Origin of the sequence: Klebsiella sp. CB_Kp196, assembly GCF_040061575.1 — a bacterium.
In the GTDB taxonomy this organism is placed as follows: Bacteria; Pseudomonadota; Gammaproteobacteria; order Enterobacterales; family Enterobacteriaceae; genus Klebsiella; species Klebsiella michiganensis.
Genome location: NZ_JBEAFH010000045.1, coordinates 102152 through 123150, shown reverse-complemented (window position 1 = coordinate 123150; position 20999 = coordinate 102152). Strand labels below are relative to the sequence as shown.

The 20999-nt window shown below is 57.1% G+C and carries 21 protein-coding genes; 15 read left to right on the top strand and 6 right to left on the bottom strand.

Features of this window, described 5'->3' with window-relative positions; translation table 11 throughout:
* Window positions 1–11 precede the first annotated feature (11 nt).
* Complete coding sequence (ubiA, locus tag ABLU87_RS14480; RefSeq protein ID WP_004097768.1) at window positions 12–881, top strand: 4-hydroxybenzoate octaprenyltransferase; 870 nt, start codon at window positions 12–14, stop codon at window positions 879–881.
* Window positions 882–979: 98 nt separating this feature from the next.
* Here ubiA and plsB read toward each other — a convergent pair whose 3' ends face one another.
* Window positions 980–3403, bottom strand: a complete 2424-nt coding sequence (plsB, locus tag ABLU87_RS14475) for a glycerol-3-phosphate 1-O-acyltransferase PlsB (RefSeq protein ID WP_004097770.1) — start codon at window positions 3401–3403, stop codon at window positions 980–982.
* A gap of 129 nt (window positions 3404–3532) precedes the next feature.
* Here plsB and ABLU87_RS14470 point away from each other — a divergent pair, with 129 nt between their 5' ends.
* From ABLU87_RS14470 to ABLU87_RS14455, 4 genes are all read left to right on the top strand, one after another.
* Window positions 3533–3901 carry a diacylglycerol kinase gene (locus tag ABLU87_RS14470; RefSeq protein ID WP_014227539.1) on the top strand — a complete coding sequence of 123 codons (369 nt, stop codon included), beginning with the start codon at window positions 3533–3535 and terminating at the stop codon, window positions 3899–3901.
* A gap of 122 nt (window positions 3902–4023) precedes the next feature.
* Window positions 4024–4632: a transcriptional repressor LexA gene (lexA, locus tag ABLU87_RS14465; RefSeq protein ID WP_004097774.1), complete on the top strand. Its 609-nt coding sequence runs from the start codon at window positions 4024–4026 to the stop codon at window positions 4630–4632.
* A 72-nt stretch (window positions 4633–4704) separates the two neighbouring features.
* The gene (dinF, locus tag ABLU87_RS14460; RefSeq protein WP_122117560.1) at window positions 4705–6021 is read left to right on the top strand and encodes an MATE family efflux transporter DinF; all 1317 of its coding nucleotides are present in this window, start codon (window positions 4705–4707) and stop codon (window positions 6019–6021) included.
* A 136-nt stretch (window positions 6022–6157) separates the two neighbouring features.
* Window positions 6158–6367 (top strand): CsbD family protein, encoded by a 210-nt coding sequence (locus ABLU87_RS14455; RefSeq protein ID WP_004137568.1) that lies wholly within the window; start codon window positions 6158–6160, stop codon window positions 6365–6367.
* A gap of 342 nt (window positions 6368–6709) precedes the next feature.
* Here the strand turns inward: ABLU87_RS14455 and zur are convergent, their stop codons facing one another.
* Entirely contained in the window at window positions 6710–7225 is a 516-nt protein-coding gene (gene zur / locus ABLU87_RS14450; RefSeq protein WP_004097781.1) for a zinc uptake transcriptional repressor Zur, read from the bottom strand.
* Window positions 7226–7426: 201 nt separating this feature from the next.
* Here zur and ABLU87_RS14445 point away from each other — a divergent pair, with 201 nt between their 5' ends.
* The 3 genes from ABLU87_RS14445 to pspG all read left to right on the top strand — a co-directional run bounded on the left by ABLU87_RS14445 (window position 7427) and on the right by pspG (window position 9401).
* A complete protein-coding gene (locus tag ABLU87_RS14445) occupies window positions 7427–7915 on the top strand; it encodes a cupin domain-containing protein (RefSeq protein ID WP_014227541.1) in 489 nt (162 codons plus the stop codon).
* A gap of 104 nt (window positions 7916–8019) precedes the next feature.
* Window positions 8020–9018 carry a tRNA dihydrouridine(20/20a) synthase DusA gene (gene dusA, locus ABLU87_RS14440; protein ID WP_116280016.1) on the top strand — a complete coding sequence of 333 codons (999 nt, stop codon included), beginning with the start codon at window positions 8020–8022 and terminating at the stop codon, window positions 9016–9018.
* A 140-nt stretch (window positions 9019–9158) separates the two neighbouring features.
* Window positions 9159–9401: an envelope stress response protein PspG gene (gene pspG, locus ABLU87_RS14435; RefSeq protein WP_049079202.1), complete on the top strand. Its 243-nt coding sequence runs from the start codon at window positions 9159–9161 to the stop codon at window positions 9399–9401.
* Between the two features lie 177 nt (window positions 9402–9578).
* On the opposite strand, the gene ABLU87_RS14430 is transcribed toward pspG, so the two are convergent.
* Window positions 9579–10562, bottom strand: a complete 984-nt coding sequence (locus tag ABLU87_RS14430) for a quinone oxidoreductase (protein ID WP_014227544.1) — start codon at window positions 10560–10562, stop codon at window positions 9579–9581.
* A gap of 61 nt (window positions 10563–10623) precedes the next feature.
* Between ABLU87_RS14430 and dnaB the strand changes: the two genes are divergently transcribed.
* From dnaB to ABLU87_RS14400, 6 genes are all read left to right on the top strand, one after another.
* Complete coding sequence (dnaB, locus tag ABLU87_RS14425; protein ID WP_004097788.1) at window positions 10624–12039, top strand: replicative DNA helicase; 1416 nt, start codon at window positions 10624–10626, stop codon at window positions 12037–12039.
* Between the two features lie 145 nt (window positions 12040–12184).
* Entirely contained in the window at window positions 12185–13264 is a 1080-nt protein-coding gene (alr, locus tag ABLU87_RS14420) for an alanine racemase (RefSeq protein WP_004097789.1), read from the top strand.
* A gap of 238 nt (window positions 13265–13502) precedes the next feature.
* Window positions 13503–14696, top strand: a complete 1194-nt coding sequence (gene tyrB / locus ABLU87_RS14415; RefSeq protein ID WP_122117190.1) for an aromatic amino acid transaminase — start codon at window positions 13503–13505, stop codon at window positions 14694–14696.
* Between the two features lie 194 nt (window positions 14697–14890).
* Window positions 14891–15604 (top strand): acid phosphatase AphA, encoded by a 714-nt coding sequence (aphA, locus tag ABLU87_RS14410; RefSeq protein ID WP_004097791.1) that lies wholly within the window; start codon window positions 14891–14893, stop codon window positions 15602–15604.
* A 142-nt stretch (window positions 15605–15746) separates the two neighbouring features.
* The gene (locus ABLU87_RS14405; protein ID WP_348865968.1) at window positions 15747–16163 is read left to right on the top strand and encodes a secondary thiamine-phosphate synthase enzyme YjbQ; all 417 of its coding nucleotides are present in this window, start codon (window positions 15747–15749) and stop codon (window positions 16161–16163) included.
* Window positions 16164–16165: 2 nt separating this feature from the next.
* Window positions 16166–16519 (top strand): MmcQ/YjbR family DNA-binding protein, encoded by a 354-nt coding sequence (locus ABLU87_RS14400; protein WP_032747498.1) that lies wholly within the window; start codon window positions 16166–16168, stop codon window positions 16517–16519.
* Between the two features lie 2 nt (window positions 16520–16521).
* Here the strand turns inward: ABLU87_RS14400 and ABLU87_RS14395 are convergent, their stop codons facing one another.
* The 3 genes from ABLU87_RS14395 to uvrA all read right to left on the bottom strand — a co-directional run bounded on the left by ABLU87_RS14395 (window position 16522) and on the right by uvrA (window position 20210).
* Window positions 16522–16839: a hypothetical protein gene (locus ABLU87_RS14395; RefSeq protein WP_122117191.1), complete on the bottom strand. Its 318-nt coding sequence runs from the start codon at window positions 16837–16839 to the stop codon at window positions 16522–16524.
* Window positions 16840–16841: 2 nt separating this feature from the next.
* A complete protein-coding gene (locus tag ABLU87_RS14390; RefSeq protein ID WP_122117192.1) occupies window positions 16842–17252 on the bottom strand; it encodes a hypothetical protein in 411 nt (136 codons plus the stop codon).
* Window positions 17253–17384: 132 nt separating this feature from the next.
* Window positions 17385–20210 carry an excinuclease ABC subunit UvrA gene (gene uvrA, locus ABLU87_RS14385; RefSeq protein WP_004097797.1) on the bottom strand — a complete coding sequence of 942 codons (2826 nt, stop codon included), beginning with the start codon at window positions 20208–20210 and terminating at the stop codon, window positions 17385–17387.
* A gap of 246 nt (window positions 20211–20456) precedes the next feature.
* On the opposite strand from uvrA, the gene ssb1 reads away from it, so the two are divergent.
* Complete coding sequence (gene ssb1, locus ABLU87_RS14380; protein ID WP_004097799.1) at window positions 20457–20984, top strand: single-stranded DNA-binding protein SSB1; 528 nt, start codon at window positions 20457–20459, stop codon at window positions 20982–20984.
* The last annotated feature ends 15 nt before the right edge of the window (window positions 20985–20999 follow it).

The window sequence follows — 20999 nt, the reverse complement described above, 5'->3', positions numbered from 1 at the left end:
AGGAAAATGAAATGGAGTGGAGTCTGACGCAGAACAAGCTGCTGGCGTTTCACCGCCTGATGCGTACTGACAAACCGATTGGCGCGCTGCTGCTGCTGTGGCCGACGCTATGGGCGCTGTGGGTGGCGACGCCGGGGATACCGCCGCTATGGATCCTCGCCGTTTTTGTCGCCGGCGTCTGGCTGATGCGCGCCGCAGGCTGCGTGGTCAACGACTATGCCGATCGCAAGTTTGACGGCCACGTCAAACGGACGGCCCGCCGCCCGTTGCCGAGCGGCGACGTTAGCGAAAAGGAGGCGCGGACGCTGTTTGTCGTGCTGGTGCTGCTTTCGTTTCTGCTGGTGTTGACCCTGAACACCATGACCATTCTGCTGTCGGTAGCGGCGCTGGCGCTGGCATGGGTATATCCGTTTATGAAGCGCTATACCCACCTGCCTCAGGTCGTGCTGGGCGCGGCGTTCGGCTGGTCGATCCCGATGGCCTTTTCGGCGGTCAGCGAATCGCTGCCGCTGAGCTGCTGGCTGATGTTCCTCGCCAATATCCTGTGGGCGGTGGCCTACGATACCCAGTATGCGATGGTCGATCGTGATGATGACGTCAAAATCGGTATCAAATCGACGGCGATTCTCTTTGGCGACAACGATCGCTTAATCATCGGTATTTTACAGGTGGCGGTACTGGGTCTGATGGCCGCGGTAGGCTGGCTGAGCGGGCTGGGCTGGGAGTATTACTGGTCGTTGTTTATCGCCGCGGCGCTGTTTGCCTGGCAGCAGAAGCTGATATTTAAACGCGAACGCGATGCCTGCTTTAAGGCGTTTATGAACAATAACTACGTGGGGCTGGTGCTGTTTCTCGGCCTGGCGATGGGATATATGCAGTAGCGCTGTGGGTTTCCCGGCTTGCGGCGTAAACGCCTTAGCCGGGCTACAAAACCGCAGGGTCCGGTAGCCCGGCGCAGGCCGGGACATCTCTTTAAACGTTACGCTTCATCCTGGGTAACGCTTTCAATCGTTAATCGCACATCCGAAGTAATCAGATCCGCCAGCATGCGGTAGATCTTCAACGTCTCTTCCGGCTCGGCGTCCCCGGTATCGCTGATATAGCCTTCGTCACGCAGGGTCAACACCAGCGTGCTGAACACCGCCTTATCGAAGAACTCCGGCGCGTTGATGCCGTGCAGAACGGACAGGCGCTGCGCCACGGTGCGGCTCTCTTTCTCCAGCGAACTGCGGTTGATTGACGGGTTGGCACTCAGCAGCCAGAAGGTAATGGCGTAGCGCTGCAGCGTTTCGCGCGCGCCTGCGGCCAGCAGCTGCAGAGAACGGGCATGAGACGGATTGACGCTCACCTCATCGTCGTTCAGGGCGATGAGGCCCTGACGCTGCATCTCAGCGATCAGCGCATCGACGACGCCCGCCAGCTCCGCTTTTTCCCAGCGCAGGAACAGCTCGGCCTTCAGGAACGGATAGAACATCTCGACGTGACGCAGGATTTCGGCACGGGTAATACGACGATGCTGAGTGACGATGGCGGCTAACAGCGACGGCATCACCAGCATATGGGCGATGTTGTTGCGGTAGTAGGTCATCAGGACGGCCTGCTCGCGCGGCAGAATGATGATATCGCCAATGGTATCTTTCTCAACTTCGAACTTGTTCATCTGCAGCGCGTGGTCAATCAGCTCGCTGGCCGAAGCCGCAGGCGTAGTCGCATCCGCTGAATATGGCACGTTGCGCAGCAGGGCGAGATAGCACTCCAGCTGCTCGGTGAGCTGCTCGCGGGTCAGTGAACGCTGACGCGATGCCAGAAGCGCGGTACAGCACAGGTTCATGGCGTTAGCCGCGCCGGCATTATTGATGCGCACCATCAGATCCGAGGCGATATTATTCACCGTCGGGGTCAGCCAGGAAGGGCGAACCGCTTCGATAGGGTCGATAGACTCGCGCCAGTCCGGCACATGCTGGTTCAGATAGGCCATCAGCGGCAGGGGTTCGCCGAAGTTAACGTAGCCCTGGCCGAGATTTCGCAGCTTGCTCAAGCCGCGCAGCATCTGCGGCAGGCTCTCTTTCTCTTTCGTCGCACCGCGTAGCTCTTTGGCGTAGGTACCGACCTCCATCACGTGCTCGTAGCCGATGTAAATCGGCACCAGGGTGATGGGGCGATTACCGCCGCGCAGCATCGCCTGAATGGTCATCGAGAGGGTGCCGGTTTTCGGATCCAGCAGGCGTCCGGTACGCGAACGCCCGCCTTCAACGAAATACTCCACCGAATAGCCGCGGCTGAACAGCTCGCCGAGATATTCGCGGAATACGGTTGAGTAGAGCTTATTGCCCTTGAACGTACGGCGAATAAAGAACGCGCCGCCGCGACGGAAGATCGGACCGGCGGGCCAGAAGTTCAGGTTGATACCGGCGGCGATATGCGGCGGCACCAGGCCCTGATGATAAATGACGTAAGAGAGCAGCAGATAGTCCATATGGCTGCGGTGGCACGGGACATAAACGATCTCGTGGCCTTCATGCGCCAGCTGGCGCACGCGCTCGGCGTTATGCACGTTAATGCCCTGATACAGCCGGTTCCAGGTAAAGCCCAGCACGCGGTCGGTCAGGCGAATCATCTCATAGGAGAAGTTTGCGGCGATCTCTTCCATCAGGGCGATAGCGTTTTGCTGCGCCTTTTCATGAGAAATTTTCTTGCTGCGCGCTTCGTCTTCTACCGCACGGGCAATGGCTTTCGACGCCAGCAGCTTATTAAACAGATCCTGGCGCGCGGGCAGGCGCGGGCCGACCGCCGCCAGACGCTGACGGGCGAAGTGCATGCGCGCCACGCGGGCCAGCTTCTGGGCGATGGTTTTATCGGTACCGTGTTCGTCCGCCATCTTACGCAGCGAGACCGAAGGCGAGAAACGGACAAAGCTGTCGCGGCCCAGCCACAGAACGGCGAAGAATTTCTGAATGCCGTTGAGCATGCGCAGCGGCGGGTTCACCTCGCCTTTTTCACGCCCCGGTGCGCGACCGAACATCACCGAAACCGGCACCATCTGCACGTCAAGATCGGGATGGTTGCGGTGCAAATCCAGATAGTCGTGAAAGAGCTTGATAGACTCTTCTTTCGGCGTGTAATAGGTAAACACGCGCGGTCCGCCGTGGATAAATACGTAGCGCGGAAGCAGGCCGCCGTCGATCTCGAGCGGCTCCAGCGGGTCCGGTAACTCATGTTCCAGACATTGCGCGCGCAGCGTCAGCAGGTCCGCCTTCGAATTGTAGGGCAGGACATACATAATGGGACGCGAGGTATCCAGGCCTAATTCCTGAGCAGGTTGTGCCGGAATCGACTTGCTTTTTACCAGCGCCCTTAATGGTAAATTCAGTAATTTATAGTAAATTCGTTGCCAGCCAGACATAGACGATGTGAAGCCTCTGGTTAATCATGCAAATGCGCCGCAAGAATAACAGAAAGTGCGCAAAATTTCCGTTGTAACGCGGCAAACGCGTACACTCATTGACGTCATTTACATAAAAAGGTTTGTTTGATGGCCAATAATACCACTGGGTTAACCCGAATTATTAAAGCGGCAGGGTATTCCTGGAAAGGATTCCGGGCGGCGTGGGTCAACGAGGCCGCCTTTCGTCAGGAAGGCATCGCGGCCGTTGTTGCCGTGGCGATCGCCTGCTGGTTAGACGTCGATGCCATCACCCGGGTGCTGTTGATTAGCTCGGTCCTGCTAGTGATGATAGTTGAAATTATCAATAGCGCGATTGAGGCGGTTGTTGACCGTATTGGCCCTGAACATCACGAGCTGTCGGGGCGAGCGAAAGACATGGGATCGGCGGCGGTATTGCTGGCGATCATCATCGCGCTGATCGCGTGGGGAACGCTTTTATGGGCAAACTACCGCTAACGCCTGGCGTAGCGGCTCGCAAAACGGAAAGAAACTCCTGATTTTTGTGTGAAATGTGGTTCCAAAATCACCGTTAGCTGTATATACTCACAGCATAACTGTATATACACCCAGGGGGCGGAATGAAAGCGTTAACGACCAGGCAGCAAGAGGTGTTTGATCTCATTCGGGATCATATCAGCCAGACGGGCATGCCGCCGACGCGTGCGGAGATTGCTCAGCGCTTGGGGTTCCGTTCCCCAAACGCGGCGGAAGAACACCTGAAAGCGCTGGCGCGTAAAGGCGCAATCGAGATCGTTTCCGGCGCCTCCCGCGGTATTCGTCTGCTGACGGAAGAAGAAACGGGTCTGCCGCTTATTGGCCGCGTCGCGGCGGGTGAGCCGCTGCTGGCCCAGCAGCATATCGAAGGTCACTATCAGGTCGATCCGGCTATGTTTAAGCCGAATGCCGATTTTCTGCTGCGCGTTAGCGGGATGTCGATGAAAGACATCGGTATTCTTGATGGCGACCTGCTGGCCGTCCATAAAACGCAGGATGTGCGCAATGGCCAGGTGGTTGTGGCGCGCATCGACGAAGAAGTTACCGTGAAGCGACTGAAAAAGCAGGGTAACGTCGTTGAACTGCTGCCGGAAAACAGCGAATTCTCGCCGATCGTGGTGGACCTTCGCGAGCAAAGCTTCACTATTGAAGGCCTGGCCGTTGGCGTTATCCGCAACGGCAACTGGCAGTAATCTCTTCACCTCGCGGCATCATCACCTGATGCATGATGCTGCGCCGTTTTTCCTCATTTGGGCTCTTTCTCCATGCTTTTTAACGCCGCCGACAAAGCCCTGTGGCGCTTAGCGCTGCCCATGATTTTCTCCAATATCACCGTTCCGCTGCTGGGGCTGGTGGATACCGCCGTTATTGGCCACCTCGACAGCCCGGTTTATCTGGGGGGCGTGGCGGTTGGCGCAACGGCGACCAGCTTCCTCTTTATGCTGCTGTTGTTCCTGCGAATGAGTACCACCGGACTGACGGCGCAGGCGTTTGGCGCAAAAGATCCGCAGCGGCTGGCGCGTGCGCTGGTGCAGCCGCTGGTTCTGGCGCTGGCCGCCGGGGCGGCGATTGTGCTCTTACGGATGCCGTTAATCGACCTGGCGCTGCATATCGTCGGCGGTAGCGAAGCCGTGCTCCAACAGGCCAGACGCTTCCTGGAGCTCCGCTGGCTAAGCGCGCCGGCATCGCTGGCGAATCTGGTCCTGCTGGGCTGGCTGCTGGGCGTGCAGTACGCCAGAGCGCCGGTGATCCTGCTGGTAGTCGGCAACGTCCTCAACATCGTGCTCGATTTATGGCTGGTGATGGGCCTGCATATGAACGTGCAGGGGGCGGCGCTGGCGACGGTCACCGCAGAATACGTCACTTTCTTTATTGGCCTGCTGATGGCGAGACGCGTGCTGGCGCTGCGCGGCGTTTCCCTGTCGATGCTGAAAAACGCCTGGCGCGGAGATATACGCCGCCTGCTGGCGCTGAATCGCGACATCATGCTGCGCTCGCTGCTGCTACAGCTCTGCTTCGGGGCGGTGACGGTATTTGGCGCCCGCCTTGGCGCCGATGTCGTCGCGGTCAATGCGGTCCTCATGACGATGCTGACCTTTACCGCCTATGCGCTGGACGGTTTTGCCTACGCCGTTGAGGCGCACTCCGGGCAGGCCTACGGCGCGCGCGACGACAGCCAGCTGCTTGCCGTCTGGCACGCGGCCTGCCGCCAGTCAGGGATGGTGGCGCTGGCGTTTGCGCTGATTTACGGCCTTGCCGGTGAGCAGATTATCGCTTTGCTGACCTCGCTGCCTTCGCTGCAGCAGCTGGCCGACCGCTATCTGGTCTGGCAGATGATACTGCCGGTCATTGGCGTCTGGTGCTACCTGCTGGACGGAATGTTTATCGGCGCGACGCGGGGGGCGGAGATGCGCAACAGCATGGCGGTAGCGGCGGCGGGGTTTGCCCTGACGCTGCTGACGGTACCGACGCTCGGCAACCACGGACTGTGGCTGGCGCTGACGGTCTTTCTCGCTCTGCGCGGCGTTTCTCTGGCGGTTATCTGGCGGCGCCACTGGCAGCGCGGAACCTGGTTTTCGTAATGCATTTGGTGCATCTGATGGTTAAAGATTCCGAATAATAAATCTTACTCAGGATACTCATCTATAGTTAAGTCATGTCCGGCACACAGCGGGCTGTTCATTCACCGAACGATAACCGAACGATGAGGAATGCATGATGAATAAAGACGAAATCGGCGGTAACTGGAAACAGTTCAAAGGTAAAGCGAAAGAAAAATGGGGCAAGTTGACCGACGATGACATGACCGTCATTGAAGGCAAACGCGACCAGCTGGTGGGCAGAATTCAGGAACGTTACGGTTACGCCAAAGACCAGGCAGAGAAAGAAGTGACCGACTGGGAAACCAAAAACGACTATCGCTGGTAGCGAAAACGGCGTGTTTTAACCCCTTACTATTGCCTGCTCTAACGATTTATACCCTAAATAATTCGAGTTGCAGGACAAGGCACTCGTGCTTTGAACAGCGCTTGCGCTGGCCCCGGAGGGGCGAGGCCGCAGGCCGAGTAACGCGGCAACGCAGAGAATCCCCAGGAGCTTACTCCAGTAAGTGACTGGGGTGAGCGACAAATCTGTCTGGAACAGATTTGAACGTCGTATCCCGGCGGCCCGAAGGGCGAGGCTCATGGATGAGCCGAGTAACAAAGCCAACGCACATGCAACTTGAAGTATGACGGGTATACACCCTTGATTCCCGCTGCGGCTAACGCCTCAGCGGGCTTTCTTTTTGATCTGGATGGTATGGTCGTGGTGGCAGTGGCCCGGCGTACTGCAGGATTCAACCTCGACGCAGGCGGCGCACAGGCCGTGAGCCTCAATGACGTTGTGGCGCAGGGCGAATCCCATTCTTGCCGCCAGCGTATGCATAATATCTTCGACGCCTTCCGCACACTCTTCTTTGACGCCGCCGCAGCGGTCGCAGATAAACATCGCCGAGCTGTGGGTCGGCTGATCGAAAAGGTGACACAGCACGTAGCTATTGGTGGATTCCACCTTATGCACGAACCCTTGCTCGAGTAAAAACTCCAGCGCCCGGTACACCGTCGGCGGTTTCGCCTGAGGCTCTTTTTCACGAAGGAGATCGAGCAGGTCGTAGGCGCTGATTGCCCCTTGCTGCAGGCTCATCAAACGCAATACTTCAAGGCGCTGCGGGGTCAGGCGCACGCCACGCTGCGCGCACAGCTTTTCAGCATGCGCTAACATTTGTTGCGAAGTGGTCTTATCCATGAGCGTCCTCTGGTTGCGTGAATCTGAAACTGTTACTTTATCACGATACCGGTAAAACGCCGAGACCCGGCGGGCTATACCCGTCACACTTCACGTTACCTGCGCGCTGGCTGCGCCAGTTCGTCCCAGCCGCGCTCCTGGGGTCGCTCAACCTTGCCACCTTATGCTATACCTGATGCATCTCATTTTCGGGAGAAAACGATGAAACGACCTGACTGCATTCGACACTGGCGTGAACTGGAAGGCGTGGATGATTCCACCTATCCCGACAGTACTGAGCTTTTCTCCATCGGCGCGCCGCTGGCGCGGGGCCTGCGGCTGAATCGCCTGGGGATCCACCATGAGCGTCTACCGCCCGGACGCCGAACCTCTTATCCGCATGCGGAGAGCGACGAAGAAGAGTTTATCTACGTGCTGGAAGGCTATCCGGAAGTGTGGATTAACGGCTATCTCTGGAAGCTGGAGCCGGGGGATAGCGTCGGCTTTCCTGCCGGAACCGGCATTTGCCACACCTTTCTCAATAACACCGAGCAGGAGGTTCGCCTGTTAGTCGTTGGCGAGGCAAATAAGAAATTTAATCGCATCTACTACCCGCTTAACCCCGGCTATGCCGCCACGCGACAGGATCGCTGGGTTGACCATCCGCCGCAGTTTTTTGGCCCTCACGACGGGAAGCCACGGAAAATATAGCGTTTATTGCGGGATAAAAAAGGTGAGCGCTGACGCTATGCGTCAGTGGTTTATCTTTGTGCTATAGTAGCGCCCCTTTTTACCCGGATGCTTATTTATTCGCCATGATGTCAGATTCAACGCCTACTGCTTTCGCCGCTCACCGTTTTTCCATCGCGCCGATGCTCGACTGGACCGACAGACACTGCCGTTATTTTCTGCGTCAGCTGTCGCGCCACACGCTGCTGTACACCGAAATGGTGACCACCGGTGCGATTATTCACGGCAAGGGCGACTATCTGGCCTACAGCGAAGAAGAGCATCCGGTCGCCCTGCAGCTCGGCGGCAGCGATCCGGCTGCGCTGGCACACTGCGCGAAGCTGGCGCAGGCGCGCGGCTACGATGAAATTAACCTGAACGTTGGCTGCCCGTCCGATCGCGTGCAGAACGGTATGTTCGGCGCCTGCCTGATGGGGAACGCGCAGCTGGTGGCAGACTGTATTAAAGCCATGCGCGACGTCGTGTCGATCCCGGTCACGGTGAAAACCCGTATCGGCATTGATGACCAGGACAGCTACGGGTTTCTGTGTGATTTTATCGAAACGGTATCCGGGAAAGGCGAGTGCGAGATGTTTATCATCCATGCGCGCAAAGCGTGGCTTTCGGGGCTGAGCCCCAAAGAAAACCGCGAGATCCCGCCGCTTGACTATCCGCGCGTTTACCAGCTGAAGCGTGATTTTCCGCATCTGACGATGGCGATTAACGGCGGCATTAAGTCGCTGGAAGAAGCAAAACAACATCTTGCGCATATGGACGGCGTGATGGTGGGCCGTGAAGCCTATCAGAATCCAGGCATTCTGGCGTCGGTGGATCGGGAAATTTTCGGCGTGGAAGGCATCGATGCTGACCCGGTTTCCGTGGTCCGGGCGATGTATCCCTATATCGAACGCGAGCTTAGCAACGGTACTTATCTGGGGCACGTAACGCGCCATATGCTCGGGCTGTTTCAGGGGATCCCCGGGGCGCGCCAGTGGCGTCGCTATCTGAGCGAAAATGCGCATAAAGCCGGGGCGGACATCAACGTGCTGGAACAGGCGCTGAAACTGGTTGCCGACAAGCGTTAGTTTTTCACTAAAACCTGGTCAAATTCACCACGCCCTGCACGTATCGTGCCGGGCGTTTTTGTTATTATTCAATAGGTTATATTTGGCACGATTTTTGTAATATCCGGTAAGGTAGATAAAATTTCTTTAGGGGAAAGACGATGCTGGAACTCTTATTCGTTATTGGCTTTTTTGTCATGTTATTGGTCACCGGCATTTCACTGCTGGGTATTATTGCCGCGATTGTCGTCGCGACCGCGCTGATGTTTGTCGGCGGTCTGTTTGCGTTAATGATTAAACTGCTGCCGTGGCTGCTGCTGGCCGTTGTTGTGGTTTGGGTGATTCGGGCGATAAAATCACCAACCGGCAACCGTTATCGTGCTAATAACCGCTGGCGCTACTAAGGTATTGAGCGGTATGTCACAACCTGAAGATTTTTGCATAAAACAGCGTAGGCTTTGCTTATTAAATCTGTCACTATTAGCGGGTTAACGAATTCATCGTGCTGTACCCTACATACAGCCGAACAAAAAAAGTAAGGGCTTCCCATGTGGAAGCCCTAAACTTTAGTGCTCCGGCCATTACGGCAAGAGCAAACTTGAACCCTGCGTCGCCCGGCTTTCCAGCACCTCATGTGCGCGTCTGGCGTCGGTTAACGCATATTTTTGGCTCTCCGCGACATCCACTTTTATCACGCCGCTGGCGATCAGCGAAAACAGCTCGTTGCTGGCTTCCGTCAGCTCTTCACGCGTGGTGATATAGCCCTGCAGAGAAGGGCGGGTGACGTACAGCGAACCTTTTTGATTGAGGATCCCGAGATTGACGCCGGTCACCGGGCCGGAGGAGTTGCCGAAGCTCACCATCAGCCCCCGACGCTGCAGGCAGTCAAGGGAGGCTTCCCAGGTATCTTTCCCGACGGAATCATAAACCACGTGGACTTTCTTACCGTCGGTGATCTCTTTCAGGCGCTCGACGATATTCTCTTCGCGATAGTTAATGATCTGCCAGGCGCCAGCCTGTTTGGCGCGTTCAGCTTTTTGCGCGCTGCCGACGGTACCGATCAGCTTCGCGCCCAGCGCTTTGGCCCACTGACAGGCGATGAGCCCGACGCCGCCGGCCGCCGCATGAAATAAGAACGGCTCGCCCGCTTTGATCTCGTAGGTTTTCCGCAGCAGGTAATAGACCGTGAGCCCTTTCAGGAATGAGGCCGCCGCCTGCTCGAAAGAGATCGCGTCCGGCAAAATGGCGGCCTTATCCGCGGGCACGTTGTGGACGGTGCTATAGGCTCCCAGCGCCGATTGCGCGTAGACCACCCGATCGCCGGCTTTGATATGTTTCACGCCGCTGCCGACTTTGCTTACTACGCCAGCGGCTTCGGTACCCAGACCGCTCGGCAATGACGGGGGCGGGTAGAGGCCGCTGCGGATATAGGTATCAATGTAGTTGATGCCGATGGCCTTATTCTCTACCTGAATTTCGTGCTCTGCGGGATCTTTCGGCGTGAACTCCAGCGCTTGCAGAACATCAGGCCCTCCGTGCTGGTGAAATTCAATTCGTGTTGCCATGCTTCCTCCAGAAATGTGGTAATCTTTCGACCCATTCACTATCTCGGTAACTCCATTCACTATGGCAGGAAATAAACCCTTCAACAAACCACAGACTGAACCCCGCGAGCGTGATTATCAGCTCGATGGGTTGAAGGTCCCGCCGCACTCGATTGAAGCGGAACAGTCGGTGTTGGGCGGTTTAATGCTGGATAACGAACGCTGGGACGATGTTGCCGAGCGGGTTGTTTCGGAAGATTTTTATACCCGTCCGCATCGCCATATTTTCACCGAAATGGCGCGCCTGCAGGAATCGGGCAGCCCGATTGACCTGATTACGCTCGCCGAATCGCTGGAGCGTCAGGGGCAGCTGGACAGCGTCGGCGGCTTCGCCTACCTGGCGGAATTATCGAAAAATACGCCAAGTGCGGCGAACATCAGCGCTTATGCCGATATCGTCCGCGAACGTGCGGTGGTACGCGAAATGATCTCCGTGGCGAATGAAATCGCCGAGGCCGGTTTCGATCCCCAGGGCCGCACCAGCGAAGATCTGCTCGACCTCGCCGAATCCCGGGTGTTTAAAATTGCCGAAAGCCGCGCAAATAAAGACGAGGGGCCGAAGAATATCGCCGACGTGCTCGACGCTACCGTGGCGCGTATTGAACAGCTCTTCCAGCAGCCGCATGACGGCGTCACCGGGGTGAATACCGGCTATGACGATCTCAATAAAAAAACCGCCGGTCTTCAGCCGTCGGACCTGATTATTGTCGCCGCGCGTCCGTCAATGGGTAAGACGACTTTTGCGATGAACCTCGTGGAAAACGCGGCGATGCTGCAGGATAAGCCGGTACTCATCTTCAGTCTCGAGATGCCCTCGGAGCAGATTATGATGCGTTCTCTGGCCTCGCTGTCGCGCGTTGACCAGACCCGCATTCGTACCGGCCAGCTGGATGATGAAGACTGGGCGCGCATTTCCGGCACCATGGGAATTCTGCTGGAAAAACGTAACATCTATATTGATGACTCCTCCGGCCTGACGCCAACCGAAGTGCGCTCCCGCGCGCGGCGCATCGCCCGCGAGCACGGCGGCATCGGTCTTATTATGATCGACTACCTGCAGCTGATGCGCGTGCCGTCGCTCTCCGATAACCGTACGCTGGAAATCGCCGAAATTTCCCGCTCGCTCAAGGCGCTGGCGAAGGAGCTACAGGTGCCGGTGGTGGCGCTGTCGCAGCTTAACCGCTCGCTGGAACAGCGTGCGGATAAGCGCCCGGTCAACTCCGACCTGCGTGAGTCCGGCTCCATCGAGCAGGACGCCGACTTAATCATGTTTATCTACCGTGATGAGGTTTATCACGAAAACAGTGACTTAAAAGGCATCGCTGAAATTATTATTGGTAAACAGCGTAACGGCCCTATCGGGACGGTGCGCCTGACGTTTAACGGTCAGTGGTCGCGTTTTGATAATTATGCTGGGCCACAATACGACGACGAATAAATCTCCGTCATCCTTCATGCCGCAGGTGCGTTGACTACGCCTGTTCACCCCGGTCACTTAGTTTACTAAGCTCCCGGGGATTCTCAGGCTTGTCGCCTTCCTGCAACACGAAGGATTTAGGAGATTCTTTTATTAAGGAATTCAAATGCAAGCGGCAACTGTAGTCATTAACCGCCGCGCTCTGCGACACAACCTGCAACGTCTGCGTGAACTGGCGCCCGCCAGCAAACTGGTTGCGGTGGTGAAAGCGAACGCCTACGGACACGGTCTTCTTGAGACCGCGCGAACGCTCCCGGACGCCGATGCTTTTGGCGTCGCCCGTCTTGAAGAAGCCCTGCGCCTGCGCGCGGGCGGTATCGCCCAGCCGATCCTGCTGCTGGAGGGATTCTTTGAGGCCGCCGACCTGCCGGTGATCTCCGCCCAGCGCCTGCACACGGCGGTACACAGCCCGGAGCAGCTGGCTGCGCTGGAGGAAGCGGATTTACCCGAGCCGGTAACCGTATGGATGAAGCTGGACACCGGGATGCATCGATTAGGCGTTCTGCCCGAACAGGCTGAAGCCTTTTATCAGCGCCTGAGCCAGTGTAAAAACGTCCGCCAGCCGGTCAATATCGTGAGCCATTTTGCCCGTGCGGATGAGCCTGAGTGCGGCGCGACCGAACGTCAGCTGGATATCTTTACCACCTTCACGGAAGGGAAACCGGGGCTGCGCTCAATCGCCGCATCCGGCGGTATATTGCTATGGCCGCAGTCGCACTTCGACTGGGCGCGTCCGGGGATTATTCTCTACGGCGTATCGCCGCTCGACGGTGGATCCACCGGCGCGGATTTTGGCTGCCAGCCGGTGATGTCTCTGACCTCCAGCCTGATCGCGGTCCGCGAGCATAAAGCCGGCGAGCCGGTGGGCTACGGCGGAACCTGGATCAGCGAGCGTGATACGCGTTTAGGCGTTGTGGCGATGGGCTACGGTGACGGCTATCCGCGCGCCGCGCCGTCCGGAACGCCGGTACTGGTTAACGGCCGGGAAGTGCCGATTGTCGGACGCGTGGCGATGGATATGATTTGCGTCGATCTCGGGCCTGAAGCACAGGACCACGCTGGCGACGCGGTCGTGCTGTGGGGCGAAGGCCTCCCCGTCGAGCGGATTGCCGAAATTACAAAAGTAAGTGCTTACGAACTTATTACGCGCCTGACTTCACGGGTATCCATGAAGTACGTGGATTAATGTCAGCCAGCGCGCTTTCCCCCGGTGGCGGCTGACGCCTTACCGGGGCTACGGGGCCGCTACCGGCTACGGGCCGGTAGCCCGGATAAGGCGGTTTAAGCCGCCATCCGGGATGGGCGTTCACGTTGTTGCGTCAAATCCAGCCCGTTCTGTTTTATCCGCCAACATCCCCTCGACCTTCTTTCACATCCAGTTTATTGTGTTATAACGAGCCCATGTAAACCTGGAGAAACATCGCGTGTTTCAGAAAGTTGACGCCTACGCTGGCGACCCCATTCTCTCCCTGATGGAGCGTTTTAAAGACGATCCGCGTAGTGACAAAGTAAATCTCAGCATCGGTCTTTATTACAACGAAGACGGCATCATTCCGCAGCTGAAGGCGGTTGCCGAAGCGGAAGCACGTCTTAACGCCCAGCCGCACGGCGCCTCAATCTATTTACCGATGGAAGGGCTGAACACCTATCGCCACGCGATTGCGTCGCTGCTGTTCGGGGCCGATCATTCGGTACTGGCGCAGCATCGCGTGGCCTCTATTCAGACGCTGGGCGGCTCCGGAGCGCTGAAAGTCGGCGCAGACTTCCTGAAACGCTACTTCCCAGGCTCGCGCGTATGGGTCAGCGACCCGACGTGGGAAAACCACATCGCTATATTTGAAGGGGCTGGATTCGAAGTAAGTACTTACCCTTGGTTTGATGATAAAACCAATGGCGTGCGTTTCGCGGCTTTCCTTGAAAAACTCAATACGCTACCGGAACGCGACATCGTGCTGCTGCATCCCTGCTGCCATAACCCAACGGGAGCCGATCTTACCAACGCTCAGTGGGATCAAGTGGTTGAGGTGCTGAAAGCGCGTAATTTGATTCCTTTCCTCGACATTGCCTATCAGGGCTTTGGCGCCGGCATGGAAGAGGATGCCTACGCTATCCGCGCCATAGCGAACGCCGGGATGCCCATGCTGGTCAGCAACTCGTTCTCGAAAATCTTCTCCCTGTACGGTGAGCGCGTTGGCGGGCTGTCGATCGTCTGTGAAGATACTGAAACCGCGGGGCGCGTACTGGGGCAATTAAAAGCGACCGTGCGTCGCAACTACTCCAGCCCGCCGAACTTTGGCGCGCAGGTGGTTGCGGCGGTGTTGGGCGACAGCGCGCTGAAAGCCTCATGGCTGACGGAAGTGGAAGGGATGCGTACCCGTATTCTGGCCATGCGTCAGGAGCTGGTTGATGTGCTGAAAGAGACGGTTCCGGGCGGTGATTTTGACTATCTGCTCAAGCAGCGCGGCATGTTTAGCTATACCGGTTTCAGCGCGGCCCAGGTTGACCGCCTGCGCGATGAATTTGGCGTCTACCTGATTGCCAGCGGCCGCATGTGCGTCGCGGGGCTGAATGCAGGAAACGTGCGCCGCGTCGCGCAGGCGTTTGCTGCGGTAATATAAGTTCTTCCTGACCTTTTGCCCGCGCCAAATCATGACGCGGGCAATTCGCTTCCCGAAGTGTGATCATTCTCTTTTTATATGACATCAGAGCAGAAAAACCTTCCTATCCGCCTTCGCGGGGGGTAAGGTCTGGGTGCATTAATAAGCGTACACATTATTGAAAATTATAACGATTCGATTATTTAGGGAAAAATATGCGCAAGATCACCCTGGCCTTTGGGGCCGTCTGCTTACTGTTCACGCTAAATAGCTCCGTCGTTGCTCGCGCCTCCACACCGCAGCCGCTGTGGACGGGCACCAATATGGCGAAACTCGCCGAACAGGCGCCGATCCATTGGGTTTCCGTCGCCCAGATTGAAAATAGCCTGCTGGGACGCCAGCCGATGGCCGTCGGTTTTGATATTGATGATACCGTCCTGTTCTCCAGCCCGGGCTTCTGGCGCGGGCAGAAAACCTATTCCCCCGGCAGCGATGATTACCTGAAAAATCCGGAGTTCTGGGAAAAAATGAACAACGGCTGGGATGAATTCAGCATGCCGAAAGAGGTGGCGCGCCAGCTGATTGCGATGCACGTAAAGCGCGGCGATAGCATCTATTTCGTTACCGGCCGTAGCCAGACCAAAACCGAAACGGTATCAAAAACCCTGCAGGATGATTTTCTCATCCCGGCGGCGAATATGAACCCGGTTATTTTTGCCGGCGATAAACCTGGCCAGAACACCAAAACGCAGTGGCTGCAGGAGAAAGGGATCAAAGTTTTCTACGGCGATTCGGATAACGATATCTCCGCTGCCCGCGAGGTGGGTGCGCGCGGGATCCGTATCTTGCGGGCCTCAAACTCTTCCTATAAGCCGCTGCCGATGGCGGGCGCTCAGGGTGAAGAGGTCATTGTGAATTCAGAATATTAAGCTGCCCGCCGGCTTAATCATCAATCGCTAAAACGGTAGCCGGCACGCTGCCGTTTTTTTGTGCAAAATAGCGTGCCAAAGGTTTTACCTTTTCGCTTATTGCTGCACACTTAGGAAGGTTCATTAGTAAAAGGAGTGGTTTATGTGGCATCAGCAAACCCTGACGTTAGGCCCGAAAGCACGGGGCTTCCATCTGGTCACTGATGAAATTCTCGGGCAAATCCGCGAAATATCGCGGGTGAAAACTGGCCTGCTGCATTTGCTGCTCCAGCATACATTTGCTTCCCTGACGCTAAACGAAAACTGCGATCCGACCGTTCGCTTCGATATGGAGCAGCATTTTCTGCACGCCGTACCGGATAACGCGCCGTATGAACACGATTATGAAGGTCCTGATGACATGCCCTCGCACATTAAGTCGTCGATGCTGGGCGTATCGCTGATGCTGCCCGTACGGGATGGCAGCGTCAGGCTGGGGACCTGGCAGGGGATCTGGCTCGGGGAGCATCGTATTCATGGCGGATCGCGCCATATCATCGCGACGCTGATGGGGGAATAAAAATGACAATTTCGGATTTATTGCAGTACTGCATGGCAAAGCCGGGCGCCGAACAAAGCGTACATAGCGACTGGAAAGCGACGCAGATCAAAGCGGTGGACGTCCTGTTTGCGATGGTAAAAGAGGTTGAGGACAACCGGCCAGCGGTATCGTTAAAGACCAGCCCTGAGCTTGCGGAACTGTTGAGGCAGCAGCATCGCGATGTTCGCCCCAGCAAACATCTCAATAAAGCCCACTGGAGTACGGTGTTTCTTGACGGCTCCCTGCCTGATTCGCAAATTTACTATCTGGTGGATGCTTCCTACCAGCAGGCGCTTGATTCGCTTTCCGAGGCTAAGCGTAAGCTGTTGCCATAGCGCTAAATTCTGCCCAGCAGCGCCAGCAGGGTCACATCAAACAGACGAAGCAGCGTGGACTGCAGATGCGCCTGCATGGCGATCTGTTCGTTGTTGGCGCGAATGCTGGCAATATCGCGCTGCCCTTGCAGGAGCAGAATGAGGTCGTCCTGACTTAACCAGCCGCGAGCTTTCTCCTGTAACGCCTGAAGCGTGAGCATCCCGGCGTCGCGAATGTCGCTGTCTTCATCATTTACAATCGCGTGCATAAGCTGCAACCACTCTGCCGTATTCACGCCGGCGCTGGCCAGCTGGGCGCTTAACTCTTCTATGGTGGACATGCTTATCTCCCTGAACGCTGTTGTTCGCCGTTGATGGCCTGCTGGTAAAGTTTTTCCGTCTGTTGCGCCAGAATTCCGGCCTCGAAAGGCGTCAGCGCTCTCTCCTGGGGGACGACGCGCCGGTACAGCCGCTGATAATTTTTCTCCAGCACGTGAAGATTACTCTGCCGTAGCGCATCGCTATCGCTTAACGCCAGGCTGAATAGCGGGCGAATCTGGCGATCCTCGTAACTGAGCAAGCGTTGGTCGAGTGGCGCTGCCGCCGCGTCGCTGATGAACTGCAGATGAAGCTGTTCCAGCATCAGCAGCTGCTGATGAGCCGCGCTGCTGTAGCCGTCTATCCAGCTGCAGGCGGTCAGCGCGAATAACGCCGCGACGAGCGTAAATCGATAAAGTCCGTGCTTTAAGTACATGATGCATCCTGCAATTTATGGCGGTGGTGCTATCTGATGACAGATGCCGTCCGGCCGCAAATCACAAAATATCAGCGGGAGAAAATGAGAGGAAATGAGGCCTCTTCCCGGGACGGGAAGAGGCAGATGAGATTATTTCAGCATGGGCTTGAGGAAGCGAGCCGTATAGGAGGCCTCGCACTCGGCGACCGTTTCCGGCGTACCGGAAACGAGGATCTCTCCGCCGCCGCTTCCGCCTTCCGGCCCAAGGTCAACGATCCAGTCAGCCGTCTTGATGACATCCAGGTTGTGCTCAATCACCACGATGGTATTCCCCTGGTCGCGCAGCTGGTGCAGAACCTCCAGCAGCTGCTGAATATCGGCAAAGTGCAGACCGGTGGTCGGTTCATCAAGGATATACAGCGTTTGCCCGGTACCGCGTTTGGACAGCTCCCGCGCCAGCTTGACGCGCTGGGCCTCGCCGCCGGAGAGCGTGGTAGCCGACTGACCAAGGCGAATATAGGTCAGACCGACGTCCATCAGCGTTTGCAGCTTACGCGCCAGCGCCGGAACCGCATCGAAGAACTCACGCGCTTCTTCAATGGTCATATCCAGCACTTCATGAATCGTTTTGCCTTTGTACTTAATCTCCAGCGTTTCGCGGTTATAGCGTTTGCCTTTGCACTGGTCGCACGGTACGTAGATATCCGGCAGGAAGTGCATCTCGACTTTGATCACGCCATCGCCCTGGCAGGCTTCACAGCGACCGCCGCGCACGTTAAAACTGAAACGGCCGGGCGTGTAGCCACGCGAACGTGATTCAGGTACGCCGGCAAACAGTTCACGGACCGGCGTAAAGACGCCGGTGTAGGTTGCGGGGTTAGAACGCGGCGTACGGCCGATGGGGCTCTGGTCGATATCGATCACTTTGTCGAAATGTTCCAGCCCCTGCACGTCGCGGTAAGGTGCCGGTTCCGCGATGGTGGCGCCGTTGAGCTGACGCTGGGCAATCGGGAACAGCGTGTCGTTGATCAGCGTGGATTTACCCGACCCGGAAACGCCGGTGATACAGGTGAAGAGGCCCACCGGCAGCGTCAGCGTCACGTCTTTCAGGTTGTTGCCGCGCGCGCCGGACAGCTTCAGCACTTTCTCCGGATTGGCGGGTACGCGCTGTTTCGGCACTTCGATTTTACGCTTGCCGCTCATGAACTGGCCGGTCAGCGATTCCGGCACCGCCATAATATCTTCCAGCTTGCCTTCAGCCACGACCTGACCGCCGTGTACCCCAGCCCCCGGACCGATATCGATAACGTGGTCGGCGGCGCGAATGGCGTCTTCATCGTGCTCAACGACAATCACGGTGTTGCCGAGGTTTCGCAGGTGGATCAGCGTGCCCAGCAGGCGTTCGTTATCGCGCTGGTGCAGGCCGATAGAGGGCTCATCCAGTACGTACATGACGCCGACCAGGCCTGCGCCGATCTGGCTGGCGAGGCGGATACGCTGCGCTTCGCCGCCGGAAAGGGTTTCCGCCGAACGGGAGAGCGTCAGGTAGTTCAGACCGACGTTGACGAGGAATTTCAGGCGATCGCCAATCTCTTTCAGTACTTTTTCAGCAATTTGCGCACGCTGGCCGGAGAGCTTCAGGTTGTTGAAGAAGTCCATCGCGTGGCCGATGCTCATATCCGAGATGGTCGGCAGCGGGGTATTCTCCACAAACACGTGCCGCGCTTCGCGCTTCAGGCGGGTCCCTTCACAGCTGGTGCAGGGACGGTTGCTGATGAATTTCGCTAACTCTTCACGTACTGCGCTGGATTCCGTCTCTTTATAACGGCGCTCCATATTGTGCAGCACGCCTTCGAACGGATGGCGGCGCACCGAGGTATCGCCGCGATCGTTCATATATTTGAATTCAATATTCTCTTTGCCTGAGCCGTACAGAACCACTTTTTGTACGCTGCTATTCAGCGTGCCCCAGGGCGCTTCCACATCGAATTCATAATGTTCCGCCAGCGACTTCAGCATCTGGAAGTAGTAAAAATTGCGCCGATCCCAGCCGCGAATCGCCCCGCCAGCCAGCGACAGCTCTGGGTTCTGAATGACGCGTTCCGGATCGAAATACTGCTGGACGCCGAGACCATCGCAGGTCGGGCAAGCGCCAGCCGGGTTGTTGAAGGAGAACAGGCGCGGTTCCAGTTCGCGCATGCTGTAGCCGCAAATCGGGCAGGCGAAGTTGGCGGAAAACAGCAGCTCTTCGGCTTTCGGATCGTCCATATTGGCGACGATGGCGGTGCCGCCCGACAGCTCCAGCGCGGTTTCAAAAGACTCGGCCAGGCGCGTGCTGAGATCGTCGCGCACCTTAAAGCGGTCAATCACCACTTCAATGGTATGTTTCTTCTGCAGCTCCAGCTTCGGCGGATCGGAGAGATCGCAGACCTCGCCGTCGATCCTCGCGCGGATGTAGCCCTGCCCGGCGAGATTTTCCAGCGTTTTGTTATGCTCGCCTTTGCGCTCTTTAATGATCGGCGCCAGCAGCATCAGGCGCTGGCCTTCTGGCTGGGAGAGCACGTTATCGACCATCTGGCTCACGGTTTGCGCCGCCAGCGGGACGTCGTGATCCGGGCAGCGCGGCTCGCCGACGCGCGCGTACAGCAGACGCAGGTAGTCGTGAATTTCGGTAATGGTGCCTACCGTTGAACGGGGGTTGTGGGACGTTGATTTCTGTTCAATGGAAATCGCCGGCGACAGCCCTTCAATATGGTCGACGTCGGGCTTCTCCATCAGCGACAGGAACTGCCGCGCGTAGGCGGAGAGCGACTCAACGTAGCGACGCTGCCCTTCGGCATACAACGTGTCGAAAGCCAGTGAGGATTTGCCTGAACCCGAAAGCCCGGTGACGACAATGAGTTTGTCGCGCGGGATGACGAGGTTGATATTTTTGAGATTGTGGGTGCGGGCGCCCCGAACTTCGATCTTATCCATTCACCTTTCCCGGTAGATACGCGGATTGCCTGGTTTGTTAGAAGGACAAACGGCAGAAACGGCTAATTATGACACAATTTAACCTGTTTGAATATACAGTATTGGAATGCATTTTCCGGTGGGATGTGTAAAAATGTCGCACCGCGAGAGTTATCTGGAACCTACTTCCCAGCTATCAACATAGCACCTGGAAATGGTACACTCGCGCGTTTACACTATTAAGAAACGCATTCAGGAGACACAAACATGGCCAGCAGAGGCGTAAACAAGGTGATTCTCGTCGGTAATCTGGGCCAGGACCCGGAAGTACGCTACATGCCGAGTGGTGGCGCAGTTGCCAACATTACGCTGGCTACTTCCGAATCCTGGCGTGATAAAGCGACCGGTGAGATGAAAGAGCAGACCGAATGGCACCGCGTTGTGCTGTTCGGCAAACTGGCGGAAGTGGCCGGCGAGTATCTGCGTAAAGGTTCTCAGGTCTATATTGAAGGCCAGCTGCGTACCCGTAAATGGACTGACCAATCCGGTCAGGAAAAATACACCACCGAGGTTGTCGTTAACGTTGGCGGCACGATGCAAATGCTCGGCGGTCGTCAGCAGGGCGCGGGCGCCCCGGCAGGCGGTGGTCAGCAGCAGGGCGGTTGGGGCCAGCCTCAGCAGCCGCAGGGCGGAAACCAGTTCAGCGGCGGCGCGCAGTCTCGTCCGCAGCAGCAGGCGCCAGCTGCCCCTTCCAATGAGCCGCCGATGGACTTTGATGACGATATTCCGTTCTAACGAAGCGTTAGCGTC